Origin of the sequence: Anaeromyxobacter dehalogenans 2CP-C, from assembly GCF_000013385.1 — a bacterium.
GTDB classification, from domain to species: Bacteria; Myxococcota; Myxococcia; order Myxococcales; family Anaeromyxobacteraceae; genus Anaeromyxobacter; species Anaeromyxobacter dehalogenans_B.
Genome location: NC_007760.1, coordinates 174,455 through 196,379 on the forward strand (window position 1 = coordinate 174,455; position 21,925 = coordinate 196,379).

General features: G+C 75.9%; 15 protein-coding genes. 14 read left to right on the plus strand and 1 reads right to left on the minus strand.

Features of this window, described 5'->3' with window-relative positions:
• The 14 genes from ADEH_RS00790 (at window position 1) to ADEH_RS00855 (ending at window position 20,679) form a co-directional block, all read left to right on the plus strand.
• Entirely contained in the window at window positions 1-273 is a 273-nt protein-coding gene (locus tag ADEH_RS00790; RefSeq protein WP_011419212.1) for an HPr family phosphocarrier protein, read from the plus strand.
• The gene (gene ptsP, locus ADEH_RS00795) at window positions 270-2,069 is read left to right on the plus strand and encodes a phosphoenolpyruvate--protein phosphotransferase (RefSeq protein WP_011419213.1); all 1,800 of its coding nucleotides are present in this window, start codon (window positions 270-272) and stop codon (window positions 2,067-2,069) included. The genes ADEH_RS00790 and ptsP overlap by 4 nt, the downstream gene beginning before the upstream one ends.
• Before the next feature lie 157 nt (window positions 2,070-2,226).
• Complete coding sequence (metK, locus tag ADEH_RS00800) at window positions 2,227-3,399, plus strand: methionine adenosyltransferase (RefSeq protein WP_011419214.1); 1,173 nt, start codon at window positions 2,227-2,229, stop codon at window positions 3,397-3,399.
• Window positions 3,400-3,536: 137 nt separating this feature from the next.
• On the plus strand, window positions 3,537-4,517 hold the full coding sequence (locus ADEH_RS00805) for an ArsR/SmtB family transcription factor (RefSeq protein ID WP_011419215.1): 981 nt from the start codon (window positions 3,537-3,539) through the stop codon (window positions 4,515-4,517).
• A 49-nt stretch (window positions 4,518-4,566) separates the two neighbouring features.
• Window positions 4,567-6,042: an adenosylhomocysteinase gene (gene ahcY / locus ADEH_RS00810; RefSeq protein WP_011419216.1), complete on the plus strand. Its 1,476-nt coding sequence runs from the start codon at window positions 4,567-4,569 to the stop codon at window positions 6,040-6,042.
• A gap of 13 nt (window positions 6,043-6,055) precedes the next feature.
• The gene (locus ADEH_RS00815; protein WP_011419217.1) at window positions 6,056-6,934 is read left to right on the plus strand and encodes an undecaprenyl-diphosphatase; all 879 of its coding nucleotides are present in this window, start codon (window positions 6,056-6,058) and stop codon (window positions 6,932-6,934) included.
• Window positions 6,931-7,521 (plus strand): NUDIX hydrolase, encoded by a 591-nt coding sequence (locus ADEH_RS00820; RefSeq protein WP_011419218.1) that lies wholly within the window; start codon window positions 6,931-6,933, stop codon window positions 7,519-7,521. Before ADEH_RS00815 ends, ADEH_RS00820 begins: the two co-directional genes overlap by 4 nt.
• A complete protein-coding gene (locus ADEH_RS00825; protein WP_011419219.1) occupies window positions 7,518-8,606 on the plus strand; it encodes a mannose-1-phosphate guanylyltransferase in 1,089 nt (362 codons plus the stop codon). The genes ADEH_RS00820 and ADEH_RS00825 overlap by 4 nt, the downstream gene beginning before the upstream one ends.
• Before the next feature lie 169 nt (window positions 8,607-8,775).
• Entirely contained in the window at window positions 8,776-10,146 is a 1,371-nt protein-coding gene (locus ADEH_RS00830) for a phosphomannomutase/phosphoglucomutase (RefSeq protein WP_011419220.1), read from the plus strand.
• A 3-nt stretch (window positions 10,147-10,149) separates the two neighbouring features.
• Window positions 10,150-11,112, plus strand: coding sequence for an ROK family protein (locus tag ADEH_RS00835; protein ID WP_011419221.1), 963 nt, complete (start codon window positions 10,150-10,152; stop codon window positions 11,110-11,112).
• 547 nt (window positions 11,113-11,659) lie between these two features.
• The gene (locus ADEH_RS00840) at window positions 11,660-13,150 is read left to right on the plus strand and encodes an NFACT RNA binding domain-containing protein (RefSeq protein WP_011419222.1); all 1,491 of its coding nucleotides are present in this window, start codon (window positions 11,660-11,662) and stop codon (window positions 13,148-13,150) included.
• Between the two features lie 120 nt (window positions 13,151-13,270).
• Window positions 13,271-14,014: a hypothetical protein gene (locus tag ADEH_RS00845; protein WP_011419223.1), complete on the plus strand. Its 744-nt coding sequence runs from the start codon at window positions 13,271-13,273 to the stop codon at window positions 14,012-14,014.
• A gap of 117 nt (window positions 14,015-14,131) precedes the next feature.
• Entirely contained in the window at window positions 14,132-16,165 is a 2,034-nt protein-coding gene (locus ADEH_RS00850; RefSeq protein ID WP_041453238.1) for a BamA/OMP85 family outer membrane protein, read from the plus strand.
• Entirely contained in the window at window positions 16,165-20,679 is a 4,515-nt protein-coding gene (locus ADEH_RS00855) for a translocation/assembly module TamB domain-containing protein (protein WP_011419225.1), read from the plus strand. Before ADEH_RS00850 ends, ADEH_RS00855 begins: the two co-directional genes overlap by 1 nt.
• On the opposite strand, the gene ADEH_RS00860 is transcribed toward ADEH_RS00855, so the two are convergent.
• Entirely contained in the window at window positions 20,657-21,838 is a 1,182-nt protein-coding gene (locus tag ADEH_RS00860; protein WP_011419226.1) for a membrane protein, read from the minus strand. The genes ADEH_RS00855 and ADEH_RS00860 overlap by 23 nt on opposite strands.
• Window positions 21,839-21,925 lie beyond the last annotated feature (87 nt).

Below are 21,925 nucleotides of genomic sequence, written 5' to 3' on the forward strand. Positions count from 1 at the left end.
ATGCCGCACCAGGAGCGCACGTTCGTCATCGTCAACACGCTCGGCCTCCACGCGCGCGCCGCGGCGCAGCTCGTCCAGACCTCGAACCGCTACAAGTCCGAGATCCACGTCGAGAAGGACGGCATGCAGGTGAACGGCAAGAGCATCATGGGCGTGCTCACGCTCGCGGCCGCGAAGGGCTCGCAGATCACCGTGACCTGCGACGGCGACGACGCCGACCAGGCCATGACCGCGCTCGCCAAGGTGATCGAGAACGGGTTCGGGGAGACATGAGCCGGTCGTCCGCCACCACGCTCGTCGGCATCGGGGCCTCGCCCGGCATCGCCATCGGGCGCTGCTGGACGATCGAGCGGCGGCGGGTGCGGACCCCGAAGCGCCGGCTCACGCCGGAGGAGGTCGAGGGCGAGCTGGCGCGGCTGCGCACCTCGCTCGAGATCTCCGACGTGCAGCTCGCCGAGGTGCGCGGCAAGGTGGAGGAGGCGCAGGTCCCGGGCAGCGCCGAGCACACCGCCATCATCGACATGCACCGGATGATGCTGAAGGACGAGATGCTCGTCCTGGAGGCGCAGCGGCAGATCCGGGAGGAGCGGCTCAACGCGGAGTGGGCGGTGAAGCGCGCCACCCGCAAGATCAAGAACGCGTTCCACGAGCAGGCCGACGACTACTTCAAGGAGCGCCGGGCCGACGTGGACTTCGTGGGCGAGCGGATCATCAAGAACCTGCTCGGCCAGGCGCCGGACGTGGAGGACGTGCCGCCCGAGGGCGTCATCGTGGTGGCGCACGACCTCTCCCCCGCCGACACCGCGCTGCTCCTGCACGAGCACAAGGTGGCCGCGTTCGTCACCGACGCCGGGGCCAAGACCTCGCACACCGCCATCGTGGCCCGCGCGCTGGAGGTGCCGGCGGTGGTGGGGGTGGGGCGGGTGACCGCCGTCGCCGAGCGCGGCGACTGGATCGTGGTGGACGGCGCCCGCGGGCTGGTGGTCATCAACCCGAGCCCGGGCGAGCGGGCCGGCTACGAGGCCGCCCGGGAGAAGCAGCTCGCCGGCGAGCAGGCGCTGCTCGCCACCCGCGACCTGCCCGCCCGGACGCTCGACGACCTCACCGTCCGGCTGGCCGGCAACATCGAGTTCGCCGAGGAGGTCCCGAGCCTGCTCGCGCACGGCGGCGAGGCGGTGGGGCTCTACCGCACCGAGTTCCTGTTCATGGGCCGGTCCGACCTGCCCGGCGAGGAGGAGCACTACCAGAACTACCGGCGCATCCTGGAGGCGCTCGCCCCGCGCCCGGTCACCATCCGCACGTTCGACCTGGGCGGCGACAAGCTGCCGGCCGGCATGCGCGTGACCGCCGAGAACCCCGCGCTCGGCCTGCGCGCCATCCGCTACTGCCTGCGCCAGCCGGACATGTTCCGCGCCCAGCTCCGCGCGCTGCTGCGGGCGTCGGTGCACGGCAACCTGCGGGTCATGTTCCCGATGATCTCCGGGGTGGCGGAGCTGCGGGCCGCGAAGCACGCGCTCCGCCAGGCCGCCGACGAGCTGCGCGCCGAGGGGGTGCCCTTCCGGCAGGTGCCGGTGGGGATCATGGTGGAGCTGCCCAGCGCCGCGATGATCGCGGACCGGCTCGCGGCCGAGTGCGACTTCTTCTCCATCGGGACGAACGACCTCATCCAGTACACGATCGGCATCGACCGGCAGGACAAGGACGTCGCCTACCTCTACAAGCCGCTCCACCTCGCGGTGCTGCGCCTGCTGAAGCTCATCTGCGACGCCGGCCGCGCCGCGGGCGTGCCGGTGTCGATGTGCGGGGAGATGGCGGGCGAGCCGGTGAACGCGCTCGTGCTGCTCGGCCTGGGCGTGAGCGAGCTGTCGATGAACGGCCCGTCCATCCCGCTGGTGAAGCGGGTCGTCCGCGCGGCCCGCGCCGAGGAGGGGCGGGCCCTGGTGGACCGCCTGCTCGCGCTCACCACCGCGGACGACATCGAGCACGAGGTCCAGGCCGAGATGGCCCGGCGCTTCCCGGGCCTGCTCGACGGCGACGACGAGGGCCCGGAGCCGGCCGGCCAGGGCTGAGCCGGCAGCACGGCCGCCGCCCGGACGGCCACGTCCGGCGGGGTCGCCCTCCGATCGGACGGACGCGGCGGCAGCGCGTCCGCCATATTGACACCGCGCGGGGCGCGCGCGTACCTTGCCCGTCCCGCCCGGGCACCCCGCCGCCGGAGGAGAACACATGCCGCTCCAGGACTTCCTCTTCACCTCCGAGTCGGTCACGGAGGGCCATCCCGACAAGATGGCGGACCAGATCTCCGACGCCGTGCTCGACGCGGTGCTGCGCCAGGATCCCAAGGGCCGGGTGGCCTGCGAGACGCTGCTCAAGACCGGCTACGTGATGATCGCCGGCGAGATCACCACCAAGGCGCGCATCGACTACCCGAAGCTCGCCCGCGAGACGGTGCGCCGCATCGGCTACACCAGCGGCGACATGGGCTTCGACGCCAACACCTGCGCGGTGCTGGTGGCGGTGGACCAGCAGTCCCCGGACATCGGGCAGGGCGTGGACACCGGCGGCGCCGGCGACCAGGGCATGATGTTCGGCTACGCCTGCGACGAGACGCCGGAGCTCATGCCCGCGCCCATCCAGTACGCGCACGCGGTCACGAAGCAGCTCGCGAAGGCGCGCCGCGCCGGCCTCGACCTGCTCCGCCCCGACGGCAAGAGCCAGGTGTCGGTCGAGTACCGTGACGGCCGGCCCGCCCGCATCGACACGGTGGTGGTCTCCACGCAGCACGCCGAGTCGGTCTCCAACAAGCGCCTCCACGAGGCGGTGCGCGAGCAGGTGATCGCGAAGGCGCTGCCGAAGCGGCTCGTGGACCGCAAGACGCGGATCCTCATCAACCCCACCGGCCGCTTCGTCATCGGCGGCCCCATGGGCGACACCGGCGTCACCGGCCGCAAGATCATCGTGGACACCTACGGCGGCATGGGCCGCCACGGCGGCGGCGCGTTCAGCGGCAAGGACCCGTCGAAGGTGGACCGCTCCGCCGCGTACATGGGGCGCTACATCGCGAAGAACGTGGTGGCGGCCGGCCTCGCCGCGCGCTGCGAGGTGCAGGTGGCGTACGCCATCGGCGTGGCCGAGCCGGTCTCGGTGATGGTGGACACGTTCGGCACCGCCAAGGTGCCGGAGGGGAAGATCGCCCGCGCCGTCCGCGAGGTGTTCGGCCTCACGCCGCGCGCGATCATCGAGGGGCTCGACCTGCTGCGCCCGGTCTACGAGAAGACCGCCGCCTACGGCCACTTCGGCCGCACCGAGAAGACCTTCACCTGGGAGCGCACCGACAAGAAGGACGCGCTCGCCGACGCGGCCGGGTTGTCCAAGATCCGCGCCGTCGCGGGGGTGTGAGCCGAAGCAGCTGCGCCCCGGCCTCTCGCGGCCCGTCCGGTCCTTCCGGGCGGGCCGCCTCGTTTGCGGGGCACCGCGCCCCGGGAGTTGACCGGGCCGGCCGGGTGGACTAGCTATCCGTCCATCCGGATGCATTGATGCCTCGTCCCGCCCCCGCCCGCCCCGCCGCCCCGAGCCGGCGCCCCGAGGCCCTGCTCGGCTGGCTGGAGCTGCTCTCCGACCCCATCCGGCTGCGCGCGCTGCGCGCGCTCGAGCCGCGCGAGCTGTCGGTGCTCGAGCTCCGCGAGGTGCTGGCGCTCCCGCAGTCCACCGTGTCCCGCCACCTGAAGACGCTCTCCGACGCGGGCTGGCTCTCCGCCCGGCGCGAGGGCACGCAGAGCCTGTACGGCTGGGCCGCGGAGCTCGACCCGGGGGCCCGGAAGCTGTGGCAGCTCGCGCGCGCCGAGAGCGACGGGTGGGCGGTGGTCCGCGCCGACGCGGCCCGGCTCCGGGCGGTGCGGGCCCGCCGCGACGAGGCGCAGCGCTTCTTCGCCGGCGCGGCCGGCGCCTGGGACGGGCTGCGCGCCCGGGTGTACGGGCGGGGCGTCGCGGCCGAGGCGCTGCTCGCGCTGGTGCCGCCCGCCTGGACCGTGGCCGACCTGGGCTGCGGCACCGGCGCGGTCGCGGCCGAGCTGGCCCCGCGCGTGCGCCGCGTGATCGCCGTGGACCGCTCCGCCGCGATGCTGCGCGCCGCCCGCCGCCGCACCGCCCGCTTCGACAACGTCGAGCTGCACGAGGCCGACCTCGCGGACCTGCCGCTCGAGGACGGCGGCTGCGACGCGGCCCTGCTCGTGCTCGTGCTCGCCTACCTGGACGACCCCGCGCCGGCGCTCGCCGAGGCGGTGCGGGTGCTGCGCCCGGGCGGGCGCCTGGTGGTGCTCGACGCCGCCCGCCACCAGGACGAGGCGCTCCGGCGCCGCATGGGCCAGGCGCACCCCGGCTTCGAGCCGGACGCGCTCGCCGCGCTCGTCCGCCGGGCCGGCGCGGCCGGCGTCACCGCGCGGACGCTGCCGCCGGAGCCGGGCGCCCGCGGCCCGGGGCTGGTCGCCTGCACCGGCGAGCGGCCCGCCCGCACCTGACCCGCCTTCGACCCGACCTTCGACCCGTTCCACGCAAAGGAGAAGCACCATGGCCGTTTCCGCCGCGAAGAAGAAGCCCGCCCCGAGCGCCCCCGCGCCGTTCGAGCACAAGGTGAAGGACCTCTCGCTGGCCGGCTGGGGCCGCAAGGAGATCGAGCTCGCCGAGAAGGAGATGCCGGGCCTGATGGCGGTCCGGCGCGAGTACGCGCGGCAGCGCCCGCTCGCCGGCCAGCGGATCACCGGCTCGCTGCACATGACCATCCAGACCGCGGTGCTCATCGAGACGCTGGTGGACCTCGGCGCCGACGTCCGCTGGGCGAGCTGCAACATCTTCTCGACGCAGGACCACGCCGCCGCCGCGGTGGTGGTGGGCCGCGACGGGACGCCGGAGGCGCCGCGCGGCGTGCCGGTGTTCGCCTGGAAGGGCGAGACGCTGGAGGAGTACTGGGACTGCACCGAGCGCGCGCTCGACTTCGGCGGCGGCAAGGGCCCGACGCAGATCGTGGACGACGGCGGCGACGCCACGCTGCTCATCCACAAGGGCGCCGAGTACGAGAAGGCCGGCAAGGTGCCGCCGCCCTCCAGCGCGGGCTCCGAGGAGCTGGAGGTGGTGCTGCGCCTGCTCGCCCGCGAGCAGAAGAAGGACGCGCGCCGCTGGACCCGGGTGGCGAAGGCCTGCGCCGGCGTGACCGAGGAGACCACCACCGGCGTGCACCGGCTCTACGAGATGCAGAAGGCCGGGACGCTGCTGTTCCCCGCCATCAACGTGAACGACTCGGTCACGAAGTCGAAGTTCGACAACCTGTACGGCTGCCGCCACTCGCTGGTGGACGGGCTGAACCGCGCCGCCGACGTGATGCTGGCCGGGAAGCTGTGCGTGGTCTGCGGCTACGGCGACGTGGGCAAGGGCTGCGCCCAGGCGCTGCGCGGGCAGGGCGCCCGCGTGGTGGTCACCGAGATCGACCCCATCAACGCGCTGCAGGCGTCGATGGAGGGCTACCAGGTGGTGCGGCTCGAGGACGTGGTGGAGCACGCCGACGTGTTCGTCACCGCCACCGGCAACCTCGACGTCGTCACGGTCGAGCACATGAAGGCGATGAAGGACTGCGCCATCGTCGGCAACATCGGCCACTTCGACAACGAGATCGACATGGCCGGGCTGCGCAAGGCGGCCACCCGGGTGAACATCAAGCCGCAGTACGACGCGTTCGTGTTCCCGGACGGCCACCGGGTGCTGGTGCTGGCCGAGGGGCGGCTCCTCAACCTGGGCTGCGCCACCGGCCACCCGTCGTTCGTGATGTCGAACTCGTTCACCAACCAGACGCTGGCCCAGATCGAGCTGGCGGTGAACCGCGCCGCCTACGCGAAGCAGGTCTACGTGCTCCCGAAGCACCTCGACGAGAAGGTGGCCGCGCTGCACCTCGAGCAGATCGGCGCCCGCCTCACGAAGCTCTCGAAGAAGCAGGCGGCCTACATCGGCGTCCCGCAGTCCGGCCCGTTCAAGCCCGAGCACTACCGGTACTAGGCCCGGCCCGGCGATGAGCCTCGTCTCCGCGGCGCTGTTCGGGCTCGTCCAGGCGCTCACCGAGTTCCTCCCGGTGAGCTCCACCGCGCACCTGCTGGTGTTCGGCGAGCTGCTCGGCCACTCGCTCGACGACCGGCGCTTCCGCGCCTTCGTCACGATCATCCAGGCCGGCACCACCCTGGCGGTGCTGATCTACTTCCGCGCCGACATCGCGCGGCTGGTGGCGGCCTCGACGCGGGGGCTGGTCCGGGGCAAGCCGCTCGGGACGCCGGAGGCGCGGCTGGGCTGGTACATCCTGCTCGGCACCCTGCCGGCCGCGCTGGCGGGGAAGCTGCTCGAGCGGCGGATCGAGGCGCTCGGCAACTGGGTCATCGCGGGCTCGCTGGTGGGGCTGGGCCTCGTGCTGCTCGCGGCCGAGCGCCTGGCCAGCCACCGGCGGCGCGTGGAGGACGTGGGCCCGGGCGACGCGCTCCTCATCGGCGTCGCCCAGGCGCTCGCGCTCGTGCCGGGCAGCTCGCGCTCCGGCACCACCATCACCGGCGGCATGCTGCTCGGCTTCACCCGCGAGGCGGCGGCGCGCTTCAGCTTCCTGCTCTCGGTGCCCATCACGCTCGCGGCCGGGGCGTACAAGCTCTGGTCCACCGTCCCGGACCTGCGCGGCGAGGTGGCCTGGACGGTCGCGACCGTGGTCGGTACCGTGGTGTCCGCGGTGGCCGGCTACCTCGTCATCGACTGGCTGCTCGCGTGGCTGCGGACCCGCACCACGTACGTGTTCGTCGTCTGGCGCATCGCCGCCGGCGCCGCCATCGCGGCGCTCATCCTCTCCGGCGTCCTCCCCGCCGGCGCCGAGGCGCCTCCGCCGCCTCCGCCGGCCCTGCACGCGGCCCCGTGACGCTCGACGATCTCGCCGCGGCGCTCGTCGCCCGCGCGCCGGGGGTGGCCCCGGTGGACCGGATCGCGCACGAGCACCTGCCCCGGGGCGGCTTCGCCGCGGCGGCGGTGCTGGTGCCGCTGCACGTGGTCCACGGCGAGGTCCACGTCCTCATGATCCGCCGGCCGATGAAGATGTCCCGCCACGCGGGGCAGATCGCGTTCCCCGGCGGGAAGATCGACCCGGGCGAGGAGAGCCTCGCCGCGGCGCTCCGCGAGGCGCACGAGGAGGTCGGGCTCGAGCCGGCCCGTGCCGACGTCATGGGACAGCTCAGCGAGACGCTGGTGCTGGCGTCGGCCTTCCGCTTGACGCCGTGGGTGGCTTCCGTGCCATACCCGTACCCGTACGCGGCCGCGCCGCACGAGGTGGACGAGATCCTGCACGTCCCGCTCTCGGCGCTCTCCCGCCCCGGCGCGCACCGGGTCGAGTGGCGCGAGGTCTACGGCCTGAGGCTCGACGTGCACTTCTTCTCGTTCGGCAAGGACGTGATCTGGGGCGCGACGGGGCGCGTGCTCGCCGAGCTCCTGTCCATCTGGAGGGCGTCGTGAAGATCTACCCGGTGATCATGGCGGGCGGCTCGGGCACGCGGTTCTGGCCGCTGTCGCGCCGCAACCGCCCGAAGCAGTTCCTGGCGCTCGCCGGCGACGCGCCGCTGCTCGCGGCCACCGTGGGCCGGCTCCCGCCGCTCGCGCGCCCGAAGGACACGTTCGTGGTGTGCGGGCCGAAGCACGCGGCCGCGGCCCGGCGGATGGTGGCGCAGCTCCCGAAGGAGAACTTCATCGTCGAGCCGTGCGCGCGGAACACCGCGCCGTGCGTGGGCCTCGCCGCCATCCACGTGGCCGCGAAGGACCCCAAGGGCGTCATCGCCATGCTGCCGGCCGACCACCACATCGGCCGCCCCGAGGCGTTCCGCGACGCGGTCGCGGCGGCCGCCCAGCTCGCCGAGGCCGGCTCCATCGCCACCATCGGCATCCGGCCCTCGCGCCCCGAGACCGGCTACGGCTACCTGAAGCTCGGGCCGCGCCTGGCGGTGCGGGCGAAGGGCAGGAAGCGCCTGGTGGCGCACAAGGTCGAGCGCTTCGTGGAGAAGCCGGACGTGGTCACCGCGGCGCGGTACCTCGCGGACGGCAGCTACCTGTGGAACTCGGGCATCTTCGTGTTCCGCGCCGACGTGATCCTGGACGAGATCCGCCGCGCCATGCCGGTGCTGGGCGAGCAGCTCGAGGCCATCCGCCGCACGCTCGGCACGCCCGCCTACGCGCGCACGCTGAAGCGCGTCTTCCCCGACTGCCCCTCCATCTCCATCGACTACGGCGTCATGGAGAAGAGCGCGCGCATCTCGGTCGTGCCGGCCGAGTTCGGCTGGAGCGACGTGGGCAGCTTCGCCGCGCTCTCCGACGTCCGCGTCACCGACGACCTCGGCAACGTGGCCGAGGGCGACGCGCTCGTCATCGACGGCCGCAACAACGTGGTGCTGGCCGGGAAGGACCGGCCCATCGCGCTCATCGGCCTCGACGACGTCATCGTGGTGGACTCGGGGGACGCGCTGCTCGTGTGCCGGCGCGACCGCGCCCAGGACGTCCGCAAGGCCGTCGAGGAGCTGGGCCGCCGCGGCCGCGAGGAGCTCCTCTAGCGGGCGCCCCGCCCCCCGCGTCCCCGAGGGACGCGCGGGCCCCGGTCCGAGGTGCTATACAGCCGCCCGGCGGCCTGCCCCGGGGGGAACCGGGCGGCGCCGGCGCTCCCCGGGCACGGAGCCTGCCCGCGGCGCCTCACGTCACGACATTCACGACCGAGGACCACCCATGGCCAAGCTCTCCCCGACCATCTTCCGCGAGTACGACATCCGCGGGCTGGTGGACCAGGACCTCACCGAGGAGGCGGTCTCGCTCGTCGGCAAGGCGCTCGGCACGCGCATCCGGGGCGCGGGCGGGAAGCGCGCCGCCGTGGGCTGGGACGCGCGCCTCTCCGGGCCGAAGTTCGCGAAGGCCATGATCGAGGCGCTCACCTCCACCGGCGTGGACGTGGTGAGCCTCGGGGTGGTGCCGACGCCCCTCACCTACTTCGCCGCCCACACCCTCGACGTGGACGGCATCTGCATGATCACCGGCTCGCACAACCCGCCGGAGTACAACGGGCTCAAGGTCGGCCTCGGCTCGGCCACCTACTACGGCGAGGAGATCCAGGCGCTGCGCCGCGAGGCGGAGGCGGGGCGCTTCGCCACGGGCCAGGGCACCGTCCGCGCGCACGACATCGTGACGCCGTACCGCGAGCACGTCCGGCAGAACCTCCGGCTGGGGAAGCGCCGCCTGAAGGTGGTCGTGGACGCCGGCAACGGGACCGGCGGCGTGGTGGCGGTCCCGCTGTTCGAGGCGCTCGGGTTCGAGGTGATCCCGCTGTTCATCGAGATGGACGGCAACTTCCCGAACCACCACCCCGACCCGACCGTGGAGAAGAACCTCGAGCACCTGCGGCGCAAGGTGCTCGAGACCGCGGCGGACGTGGGCATCGCCTACGACGGCGACGCCGACCGGGTGGGCGCGGTGGACGAGAAGGGCAACGTGCTCTGGGGCGACCAGATCATGATCCTCTTCTCCCGGGCGCTGCTCGCCGAGGAGCCGGGCGCCGCCATCGTGGGCGAGGTGAAGTGCTCCTTCACGCTCTACGACGACATCGCCGCCCGGGGCGGGCGGGGCATCATGTGGAAGGCCGGCCACAGCCTCATCAAGGCGAAGATGAAGGAGGAGCACGCGCTGCTCGCCGGCGAGATGAGCGGGCACATCTTCTTCGCCCACCGCTGGTTCGGGTTCGACGACGGCATCTACTCGTCGGCGCGGCTGCTCGAGCTGCTCACGCACACCGACCGGCCCATGTCCGCGCTGCTCGCCGACGTGCCGCGGACGTTCTCCACGCCCGAGCTGCGGGTGGACTGCCCCGAGGACCGGAAGTTCGAGGTCGTGCGCCGGGCCCAGGAGTTCTTCGCGGCCCGCTACGAGGCGGTGACCGTGGACGGCGTGCGGGTGGTGTTCCCCGACGGCTGGGGCCTGGTGCGCGCCTCCAACACCCAGCCGCTGCTGGTGCTGCGCTTCGAGGCGAAGACCGAGGCGCGGCTCGCCGAGATCCAGGCGCTGGTGCGCGGCAAGGTGGACGAGCTGCTGCGCGAGCTGGGGGCATAGGCCGTGAAGGGGCTCGCGCTCGGCGTGGACCTCGGGGGCACCAACGCGCGCGCCGCGGTGGTGGACCGCGCCACCGGCGAGATCGTCGCCTCGCACAAGGAGCCGCTGCACGAGCGCGGGCCGGAGGCGGTGGTCGCGACGGTCGTCCACGCGCTCGGCCAGGCGGCCGGCGCCGCCGGGATCGCGCCGGCGTCGGCGGGCCGGGTCGGGGTGGGCGTGGCCGGGCAGGTGCTCGGCGCCACCGGCGTGGTGATGAACGCGCCCAACCTGGGCTGGCGCGACGTGGCGTTCGGCGCGCTGCTGGAGAAGGCGCTGGGCGTGCCGGTGCGGGTCGCGAACGACCTGTCGGTCGCGGCCTGGGGGGAGAAGCGCTTCGGCGCCGCCCGCGGCATCGAGGACGTGGTGCTGGTGTTCGTCGGCTCCGGCGTGGGCTCCGGGCTCATCCTGGGCGGCCGGCTGCACGACGGGGCCCAGGGCGTGGCCGGGGAGCTCGGCCACATCAAGGTGCGCCTGCCGCGCCCGGGGTTCACGCCCCGCCGCTGCGGCTGCGGCCAGCTCGGCTGCCTCGAGGCCTACACCTCGGGCGTGAACGTGGCCGCGCGGGTCCGCGAGGAGATCGCGGCCGGCGCCGCCACCCGGGTGCTGGAGCTGGCGGAGGGCGACCTCGCCCGCGTCACCGCCAGCGTGGTGGAGGAGGCGCACGCGCTGGGCGACGCCTACGCCGTGGCGCTGTGGGACGAGGTCTCCGAGCTGCTCGGCCTCGCCGTGGCGAACCTCGTCACGCTGCTCAACCCCGCCCGGCTCATCCTGGGCGGCGGCGTGCTGCTGGGCGCCCCCCGCCTCGCCGCCCTGACGCTCCGCCGGTTCGACGACGCGGTATCGCGGTCGGCCACGCGCGGGCTCACCGTGGAGCGCGCCTGGCTCGGCGACGACGCCGGGGTCATCGGCGCCGCGGTGCTCGAGTAGATCGAAGGGGTGTCCGCGAGGGCCACGCGCCCCCGCGCCCCGAGGCGTCCGGCGGCGCGCCGCGCGCGCGCGAGGACGCCGCCTCCGCGCGCCGGCGCCCGCGCGGCGCCGTCGATCGCAAGACGCTGCGCCCCAACGATTTCCGTGCACCTCCTCGCGCGCGCTCCGGCGCCGCTCCTCGATCACGGTGAGTGGATTGACGCAGCGGCGACGCCGTCGGCGGCGCGGGATCCATCCGGGTGCGCGACGCCTCGCGGCGGAGATCGCGCGCGCGAAACGCGTGTCGCTTCCTTGACGTGCGAGATCGCGCGCTGCTAACCTCCGCACAACTTGTCCATTCCTGAGTGTCCATCGACATCGAATGGACGTTCCGAGGAGGGAACAGATGGCTGCGAAGAAGAAGACCGCGAAGAAGACCGCTGCGAAGAAGCCGGCCGCGAAGAAGAAGGTCGCGAAGAAGGGCAAGAAGTAACGCAGGGCTTCCACCCAGCGTAGCGCCGCGGCCGCCTCCGGGCGGCCGCTGCTTTTCCGGGCTACGAAGAGGCGCATGTCGCTCACCGCTCGCGAGCTCGCCCAGGTGGTCGCCGAGCTCGCCCCGCTCGCCGGGGCGTACGTCGAGGCGGTGCGCGCGCACGCGGAGCGGGCGCTCACCCTGTCGCTCCGCGGCCGCGCCGGCGACGCGCTGCTGCTGCTCTCCGCCGAGCCCGACGTCACCCGCCTCCACGCGGCCCGCCGCCGCCCCCCGCAGCCCGACGCCCCCTACGCCGTCCAGGCGGTGCTCCGCCGCGAGCTGGAGGGCGCGCGCCTCGCCGGCCTGGAGACGCTCCCGGGCGACCGGGTGGTGGCGCTCTCCTTCGAGCGCGCCCCGGCGCGGGGCGGGCCGGTACGCCTGGTGGCGGAGCTCACCGGCCGGCACGGCAACCTGTTCCTGGTGGACGCGGCCGGGATCATCCGCGCCGCCGCCGCCCGCAACCTCTCGCAGCGCCGCGACCTCGCCGTGGGCCGGCCCTACCAGCCGCCCTCGCTCCCGCCCGCCGGCCCCGGCTCCGACGCCGGCCAGGGCGCGCCCCGGTTCGCGCCGGTGCCCGGCACGCCGTTCCCGCTCTCGGCCGCGATCGAGGACGCCTACCTCGCGCGCGAGGAGGAGCGGCGCCTGGCCGAGGGGCGGCGGCGGCTGCGCGAGCCGGTGCGCGCGGCGCTGGCCCGGGCCGGGCGCGCGCTCGCGAAGCTCGCCGACGAGGCGGCGCGCGTGCCGGCCGCCGAGGCGGACCGCCGCGCCGCCGACCTGCTCAAGACCCACCTGCGCGCCGTCCGGCGCGGCGCGACCGAGGTCGCGGTCACCGAGTGGACCGAGGAGGGCCCGCGCGAGGTGCGCGTGGCGGTGGACCCGGCGCTCACGCCCCAGGCGAACCTGGAGCGGTACTACCGGCGCTACCGCCGCATCGTGGAGAGCGCCGCCCGGGTGGAGGCCCGCGCCGCCGAGGTCCGCGCCCGCGAGGCCGCGCTGCGCGCGCTCCTCGGCCGGATCGACGCCGCCGGCGCCGCCGACCTGCCGCGCCTCGAGCGCGAGGCCCGCCGCCTGGCCGCCGGCCCGCGCCCGGCCGCGCCGCCGCGCCGCAAGCGCGACGAGCCCGCGCTGCCCTACCGCACCTTCCGCTCGCTCTCCGGCGCGACGATCCTGGTCGGGCGCGGGGCGGCCGAGAACGACGCGCTCACGCTGCGCGTCGCCCGCGGCAACGACCTGTGGCTGCACGCGCGCGGGCTGCCCGGCGCCCACGTGGTGGTCCGGCTCGACAAGGCGAAGGCGCCGGACGCGGAGACGCTCGTGGACGCCGCCCACCTCGCGGTGCACTTCTCCGACGCCCGCGGCGCGCCGCAGGCCGACGTCGCCTACACCCGCGCCCGCTTCGTGAAGAAGCCGAAGGGCTCGGCGCCGGGCGCGGTCACCTACAGCCAGGAGAAGGTCCTGCTCCTGCGCACCGAGCCCGGGCGCGTCGAGCGCCTGCTCGCCGAGGAGGAGGGCGGGCAGGGCGGCTAGCGATCGAGGGCACCGCGGACGCCCCGACGGTCCGAGGGTCCGTGGGGCGGAGCGCAGCCCCGCCCGATCGCCCAGCTACCCCTTGATGGACGGGCGCCCCCTCCGTAGGATCGGCGCCGCGTGCGCCCCAAGGAGTCGAGCCGTCAGCTGACGCTGTTCTCCCCGGAGGCCCGCCGCTCCGCCGCGCACCTGCTCGCGGACGCGCTCTCCGGGATCCTCACCGAGCGGGTCCGCCTCACCGTCCACGACAACCGCTCCACCATGGTCTCCTTCCGGCGCCGGCCGGGCGAGATCCACTACCGCGTCCACCACATGTTCCTGGAGGCGCCCGACGATGTGGTCTCGGCGCTGGCCAGCTTCGCCGTGGCCGGGCGCGGCGCCGCGGCGGCGCGCCGGCGGCAGGCGGGCAGCCGCATCGACGCCTTCGTGAAGGAGCACCGGGCCCGGATCGCCGCCCCGCGCGCCGACCGGCTCCAGCCGCGCGGCCGGGTGCACGACCTCCAGGCGCTGTTCGACCGGCTCAACGCCGAGCACTTCGGCGGGGCCATCGAGGCGCGCATCGGCTGGGGCCCCGTCCGGCTGGGGCGGCGGCGGCGCACCGTGAAGACCGGCGTCTACGTGCAGGACGCGCGGCTCATCCGGATCCACCCCACCCTCGACCGGCCCGAGGTGCCCGAGTTCTACGTGGCCGCGGTGGTGTTCCACGAGATGCTCCACCAGGCCGTCCCCGCGGTGGAGGTGAACGGCCGCCGGGTCGTGCACGGCGCCGCCTTCCGCCGCCGCGAGCGCGCCTACCCCGACCACGCCCGCGCCAAGGCGTGGGAGGACCGGAACCTGGGGCTGCTCCTCTCCTCGCCCGCGTAGCGTCGGGCCGCGCGCTGCGGCGCGGTGACCCACCGTGCGAGCCCCATCCGCGCGCCGCGCGCCGCCCGTTTCCGGCCGGGCGCCCGCGCACCGGGTGTGCCATGATCCCGTGCGCCCGTGCCCCGACGCCTCGCCCTGTCGCTCGCCGCGCTGCTCGCGCTCTCCGCCGCCGGGTGCATGGCCGCGCGCGCGAAGCCCGGCGAGGAGCCGGTCCTGTACGGGCTGGAGATCCAGGGCACCCACGCGCTCGACGCCGGCGACATCGCCTCGAAGCTCGCCACCCAGCCCTCCGACCGCTGGGCCTGGCAGGAGGCGCGGCGGCTCGACGCCGACGCGCTCGCGGTGGACCGCAAGCGCGTCGAGGCCTACTACCGCGAGCGCGGCTTCTACGACGCGAAGGTGGTGGACGTGCAGGTGCGGCCCGACGGGCCGGGCCGGGCGAAGGTCGTCATGCGGGTGGAGGAGGGCGAGCCCATCCTCGTCCGGAGCGTCGAGGTCACGGGCCTCGACGCCGCCCCCGAGGCGAAGGCCCGCGTCGGCGCGCTGCCGATCCGCTCCGGCGAGCGCTTCACCGAGCGCGCCTACGACGGCGCCCGCGGCGCGCTGCTCCACGCGCTCCGCAACACCGGCTGGGCCGACGCCGCGGTGACGCAGCGCGCCCAGATCCTGCCCGCCGAGCACGCGGCCGAGGTCCGCTACGAGGTGACGCCGGGCACGCGCTACCGGTTCGGCCCGGTGTTCGTGGCCGGCACCGCCGCGGTGCCGCGCGACCGGGTGCGCGAGCAGGCCGGCATCGAGATCCACCCCGGGGACTGGTTCGCCGACGACCAGCTGGCGAAGGCGCAGGCGCGGGTGTTCGACCTGGGCGTGTTCGGCGCGGTGCGCGTCACCCGCGGCGCGCCGGACGCGCAGCGCGGGGTGGTGCCGATCGTGGTGGCGGTGCGCGAGGTGCCGTTCCGCACGCTCCGCGCCGGCCCGGGCGTGGGCGTGCAGGCGAACACGCGCTGGGACGTGAACGGCACGGTGGGCTGGACCCATCGCAACTTCATGGGGGACCTGCGCAAGCTGCAGCTCGAGCTGCGCGCCGGGTACGCCTGGCTGGTGGCGCGGCCGCGGAAGGAGGGGCCCATCGCGCTCGCCACCGCCGAGTTCTCGCAGCCGGGCGCCATCAGCCGGCGCATCGACGCCACCGCGCGGCTCGAGATCGAGCGCGGCCTGGAGCAGGCCTACGACTTCTGGTCGGAGCGGCTGCGGGTGGGCTTCCCGTTCCGCCTGGCCCGGCGCCTCACGCTGGTGCCCAGCTGGAACCTGGAGGTCTACCAGCTCGAGAACGCGGTGAGCACGTTCGATCCCACGCAGCCGGCGAAGCAGGGGCCGGAGCTGCAGAACTGCCAGGGGAGCGTGTGCCTGCTGTCCTACCTGGAGCAGCGGGTGGGCTGGGACGGGCGCAACGACCCGCTCAACCCGCGCCGCGGCGTGTGGGTGATGCTGGCGGTGCAGGAGGGCTTCAACGTCGGCGGCTACGGGTACCGCTACCTGCGCTTCCTGCCCGAGGCGCGCGGCTTCGTGCCGCTGGGCCAGAAGCTGGTGCTGGCGGCGCGCGCCCGGGTGGGCGCGCTCGTCCCGGTGAACCAGTCCGGCGAGCCGCCCATCGTGGCCCGCTTCACCGCCGGCGGCCCGCAGTCGATGCGCGGCTACTACACCGGCCGGCTCGCCCCCATGGTGCTGCGCGACGGCGACTGGGTGCCGGTGGGGGGCAACGGCCTCGCCGACGGCTCGCTGGAGCTGCGCCTCGACCTGACGCGGACCTGGGGCGCGGCGCTCTTCGTGGACGCGGGCAACGTCTCGCGCCCCTCCGGCGTGCCCACCGCCTACCGCGACGTGCTCGACCCCACCCGGCTCCAGTGGGCCGGCGGCCTGGGCCTCCGCTACCGCACCCCGTTCGGCCCGGTGCGCTTCGACGTCGGCGTGCAACTCCCCACCAACCTCGCCGCCGGGGTGCCGTTCGACCAGCGCTTCCCGGCGGTGCCCAGCGTCGAGAACGCCGGCGCGCCCATCTACGACAAGGCCGGGAACGTGGTGGGCACCGTGCCCGCCACCCACCGCGAGCCCTGGATCGCGTTCCACCTCTCCATCGGCGAGGCGTTCTAGTGCGCCCCGCGGCGGCCGTCGGCGCCGTGCTCGGCGCGGTGGGCTGGCTCCTCCTCGGGCTCGCCGCGCTCGCCGGCGTGGCGCTCTCCGCGGCGGTCCTTTTCGCGTCGTGGGGCGCGGGCCGCCCGCTCGTCGCGAACGCGCTGGTGCGCATCGCCGACGACGCTCTGGCCGGGAGCTTCCAGCTCGACGAGATCACGGTCCTGCCGCAGGGCGGCATCGAGCTGCACGGGCTGCGGGTGTTCGACCCGGAGGGGCGGCTGGTGCTGGAGGTCGGGCGCGCCGCGGTGTTCGCGGACGCGACCCGCCTCCGCAACCGGGTGATCGGCCTCACCGCCGAGCTGGACCGGCCCTCGGTCCTCGTCGAGGAGGGCGAGGGCGGGCTGTCGATCGCGCGGGCCTTCGCGCCCGCGCACCCCTCGCCGCCGCGCCCGCCCGGCGCGCCCGAGCCGCGCCGCGAGGACGGGGCCGGCTGGACGCTGCGGGTGCAGCGGCTCACGCTGCGCGGCGGCGACCTGTGGTGGGTGGACGGCGAGGGGGCGACCCGCCTCGAGGCGCAGGCGCTCGACCTCGACGCCCGCGGCGTGGTCGGCCCGCGGCGGGCCCGGGTCCAGCTCCGGCTGCGCGGCCAGGCCGACCTGCCGGTGGCGGGCGCGCTCGCGCTCGACGTGCGCCTGGCGCGCGACGGCGACGTCCTGCGGGTCTCGGTGCTCCGGGCGCGCCACGGGGACACGGTGCTCGAGGCGGTGGGGGAGGGCGACCTCGCCCGGCGCAGCGGGCGGGTGGCGATCACGCGGCTCGGGGTGGACTCGGAGAAGCTCCGCGCGCTCGCGCCCGGGGTGGCGCTGGGCGGCGACCTCGCCGCGTCGGGCTACGCCGAGTCGGACGGGGCCGTCGCGACCGCGGCGGTGCACGTGGCTCCGCGGGCGGGCGAGGCCCGGGGCGGCGGCGACGCGGCCGCGGCGGTGCGGCTCGACGGGTCCCGCGCGCTCGGCGCCGAGGTGGCGCTCGACGCGCTCGACCCGTCGCGGATCTGGTCGGGCCTGCCGCGCGGCGCGGTCACGCTGCGGGCCCGCGGCGGCGTGGCGGGCGAGGACCTCGACGACCTGCGCGGCCGCGCCCAGGTGTCGCTCGCGCGCTCGACCTTGCGCGGGGGCGAGCTCGGGCCGGGCGAGCTCACCGCCCGCGCCGACCGCGGCAGCTGGGAGGTGCAGCGGCTCACGCTGCAGGCGCCGGGGGTGGCCGTGCTCGGGTCCGGCCGCTGGCGCGCGGGCGCGGGCGTCTCCGGCCGCGTCTCCGCCGACGCCGCCGACCTGGCGCGCCTCGCCGCGAACGCGGAGCGGCTGGTGGGCCAGGCGCTGCCGCCGCTCGCCGGCCGGGCCCGGGTCGAGGCGACGCTGTCCGGCACCTCGCGCGCGCCGGTGCTGGACGGCACCGTGGAGGCGCCGCACCTGGCGCTCGGGAGCTTCGCGCTCGCCGGGGCGAAGGGGGTCGGGCACGTGGCCGGGCCGTTCCGCGCGGTCACCGGCCGGCTGCACCTCACCGCCGACCGGGTGCGCAGCGGCGGCGCCGAGCTGGCCCGCGCGCTCCTGCTCGACGCGGAGCTGGCCGCGGCCGACGCGCGGCTGGACGCCTCGGCGGACGTCCCGGCGCTCGGGCGGGAGCCGGTGGCGGTGCAGGCGCGCGCGGTCCGCACCGAGCGCGGCGACGAGGTGATCCTCCGCGAGCTCGCCGTCGCCTACCCCGGCACCCGCTACGCGCTCACCGCGCCGGCGCGGCTGTTCCTCACCGGGCCGCGGGTGGACCGGCTCGAGCTCGCCTCGGGGGCGCAGCGGATCCGGCTGGAGGGCGGGATCGGGGCGCGCGGCGCGCTCGACGCCCGGGCCGAGGTCGAGGCGCTGCGCCTGGAGGGGCTGCCGGTGGGGCTGCTCCCGCGCGGGGCCGGCCTCGCCGGCCTCGTGGCCGCGCAGGCGTCGGTCTCCGGCACCACGCGGCGCCCGGTGGCGCAGGGGCACCTCACGCTCGCCGAGGGGCGGTTCCGCGGGCTCGACGGGCTGAGCGCGGTCGCCGAGGTGGGCTGGGACGGCGGCGCCCGGCGCGCCCGGATCGAGCTGTCCGCGGCGCGCGCGGCGGGCGGCACCGCGGACGTGCGCCTCGAGCTGCCGCTGCCGATGCAGGGTCGCCCGGGCGAGCCGGTGGCGGCGCGGCTCCGCGGCGAGGCGCTGCCGCTCGGCCCCATCCTGCACGCGGCCGGCGCGGCGCTGCCCGCGAGCGGCGAGGTGTCGCTGGACGCCACGCTGGAGGGGGCGATCGGCGCGCCCTCGCTCCGCGCCGAGGCCTCGCTCACCGGCGGCGCCTGGGACGACCTGTCGGCCATCGGCCTCGGCCTCACCGCGGACGCGCCGGGCGAGCGGCTCTCGGCGCGGCTCGAGGCGACGCTGGAGGGGCGCCCGGCGGTCTCGGTCCGGGGCGAGGTGCCGCTCGACCTCTCCGAGCTGCTCACCCGGCCCGCCGCCGCCCTGCGCGCGCTGCGCGCCGGCCGCGCCGCGGTGGACGCGCGGGTGCCGGGGCTGGAGCTCGCCGCGCTGGCGGGGCGATTGGGCCTGCCGGACGAGCTCGCCGGAAGGCTGAGCGGCGACGCGCGGCTGGAGGGCACGCTCGCGGCGCCCCGCGGGCGGGCCGCGTTCCAGGTGGAGGGCGGGGCCTGGGGCGGGGCGAGCGGGCTCGGGGTGGCGCTCGAGGCCGACGCCGGCGCGCAGCGGGTGGGCGCCACGGTGCGGCTCGCCATGGGCGGCGAGGAGCTCCTGCGCGGCGAGGGGTCGCTCGGGGCCGCCCCGGAGCGGCTGCTGGCCCGCGGCGGGCTGCGCAGCGCGCCGCTGTCGGTGTCCCTCGTGGTGCCGCACGCGTCGCTCGCCCGCACCTCCACGAGCGCGCTGCTCGTCGAGGGGACGGTGGACGCGCGGCTCACGGCGGAGGGGACGCTCGCCGCCCCGCGGCTCGCGCTCGAGGCGGAGGGGCGCGGGCTGCAGGTCGAGGGGCGCCCGCTCGGCGACGCCACCGCGCAGGCGCGCTGGGCGGAGGGGCGCGGGAGCGGCCGGGTGACGCTCGCCGCGAAGGCCGGGGGCACGCTCGAGGCGACCGCCTCGGTGGGCGCGCCGCTCGGCCTCGACACCCGCGCCGCCGACCTGCGCCGGGCGCCGGCGGAGCTGGCGCTGCGCGCCCGCGACCTCGACCTCGGCTTCCTGCCCGCCGTGCTGCCGGGCTGGGTGCGGACCGCGTCCGGGAAGCTCCAGGCCGACGTGACCGCGCGCGGGCCGCTCGAGCGCCCGTCGCCGCGCGGGACGGTGCGGCTCGCCGACGGGAGGCTGGCGGTCTCGGAGTACGGCGACTGGACGCAGATCGAGGTGGACGCGACCGTCACCGACGACGCGGTGGAGATCCGCCGGGTGGCGGCGCGCCGCGCGCACGGCTCGTTCGAGGCGCACGGCGCGCTGCGCGGGATGGGCGGCCCGGACGCGCGCCTGGAGGGCCGGATCGTCAGCCGCGAGCTGCCCATCATGCACGCGGGCATGGACCTCGCGACGCTCGACCTGCAGGTGGACGCGACCGGGGCCTACCAGCCCGGCGCGCTGCAGGTGAAGCTCACGGTGCCGCGGGGGACCATCCGCCTGCCCAAGCGCGCGCCCCGCACGCTGCAGTCGCTCGAGCGCCGCCGCGACATCGTGGTCGGGCGCCAGCCGGCGCCGAAGAAGGGGCCGCTGCCGGTGCCGCGCGGGCCGGGGGAGCGGCCGTTCACGCTCACGGCGCAGCTCGTCGTCCCGGGCCGGCTCATGGTGGTGAGCGACAACCCGCGCATCCGCGTCGAGCTGAAGGCGAACGTCACCTACGAGCTGACCGGCGCGAACGACTTCGCCACCGGCACCGTCGAGGTGGTCCGCGGCGAGGTGGAGCCCATCGGCGGCCGCAACTTCCAGATCGAGCGCGGCAAGGTGACGTTCACCGGCGGCCCGCCGAAGGCGGCGCTGCTCGACGTGGAGGCGGTGTACGACAACCCGGTCGCGAAGGTGACGGTCGCGGTGGCCGGGCCGATCTCCGACCCGGAGATCCGCCTCTCCTCGCAGCCGCCCATGGACGACGGGCAGATCGCGCTGCTCATCGCCACCGGCCGCACCGAGCTGAAGCCCGGCTCGGGTGGGGTCGGGACGCTCACCGGCGAGGAGGCGGGTCGGGCCGCGCTGGGCGCGGTGGCGACCCAGGCGTTCAAGAACCTGGTCGCGGACAAGCTCCCGCTCGACACGGTGGCGGTGGACGCGGGCGCGCTCCGGGCCGGCAAGTACGTGACCGACAAGATGTACGTCGGCTACACGCGCCGCTTCGACGTGCAGCTCGAGCAGGGCCAGAACGTGAACGAGGTGCGGGTGGAGTACCAGATCACCCGCCGCTGGACGTTCGAGTCGCGCTACGGCGACGCGCAGTCCGGCGGCGCGAGCCTCATCTGGTCGAAGGACTACTGACCGTCCCGGCCGCCGGGGCGGCCCGCGCGCAGCGCCACAGCTCGCGCGCGATCCACGCGGCGAGCGCGAGCCAGAGCACCGAGCGGACCACGCCGTCCGGGTGGAACAGGTGGTCCCGGAACCAGGGGTCCCAGCGCCGGGCCCGGACCTCGAACGCGACGTGGAAGTCGGCGACGGACACCGCGCTCAGCACGAGGAAGAGGCCGGTGGGGGCGGCGGCGAGCGCGCCCGCCAGGAAGCCGTAGAGCGCGTACTGCGGGCTCCAGATCTTGTTCGTGGCGATCCAGGCGGTGAGCGCGAGCGCCACCGCGAGCCGCACCGCCCGGCGGGCGTCGCCCCCGGCCCGCGCGGCGCGCCAGGCCGCGGCGCAGCCGAGCGCGACCGCGAGGAGCATCGGCCCGGTGGAGAGGACCTCGAGCCAGGGGCCGCGCCCCACGCCCAGCGCGTCCCAGATCGAGTTCTCGGCGCCGCGCCCGGCGTTGAAGCGGAAGAACCAGCTCCAGCCCTCCGGGGCGGCGAGCGCGAACGGCAGGTTCACGGCGAGGAGCGCGCCGGCGAGGCCCGCGCCGAAGCGGAGGAGCGGCGCGCGCGACGGCTCGGCGGCGAGCGCGAGGAGCGCCGGCGGCGCGAGCACGCCCGGGAACAGCTTCGCCGAGGTGCCGAGGGCGGTGAGCGCCCCGCCCGCGCCCGGGCGGCCGCGCGCGAGCGCGAGCAGCGCCGCGCAGAGGAGCGCGATGGGCAGCAGGTCCCAGTTCAGCCCGGCGTAGTAGACGAGCGCCGGCGTCGCGCCGAGCCAGAACGGGCGCGCCCCGGGCAGCCGCTCCAGCGCGAGCAGCGCCGCGAACAGGCACAGCGCCAGCAGGGCGTAGGTCACGGTGAAGTGCACGAGCGCGCCGCCCGGGACGAAGCTCGGGAGCCACAGCGCGATGCCCAGCAGCACCGGGTACTCGATCCGGTCCTCGAGGTACGGCAGCGGCCGGCCGCCGCCCAGGTAGCGGTCGCCGTGCAGCGCGATCACGTCGGAGTAGCAGTGGTGCTGGAACGACCAGAAGCGGTAGCCGGCGCCGGCGTGCGAGGCCCCGCGCGCGACGTTCAGGTAGCCGATCGCCAGCCAGGCTGCGGCGAGGCCGAAGGTGAGGAGCCGGGCGCGGGTGGTCACGCGCGCGGGACGTTAGCACGCGGCGGGCGGGCGCCGGCGGGGAAGGCGGCGGGGCGGGCGCGAACGCGGTGCAGGGCCGAGCTTGTG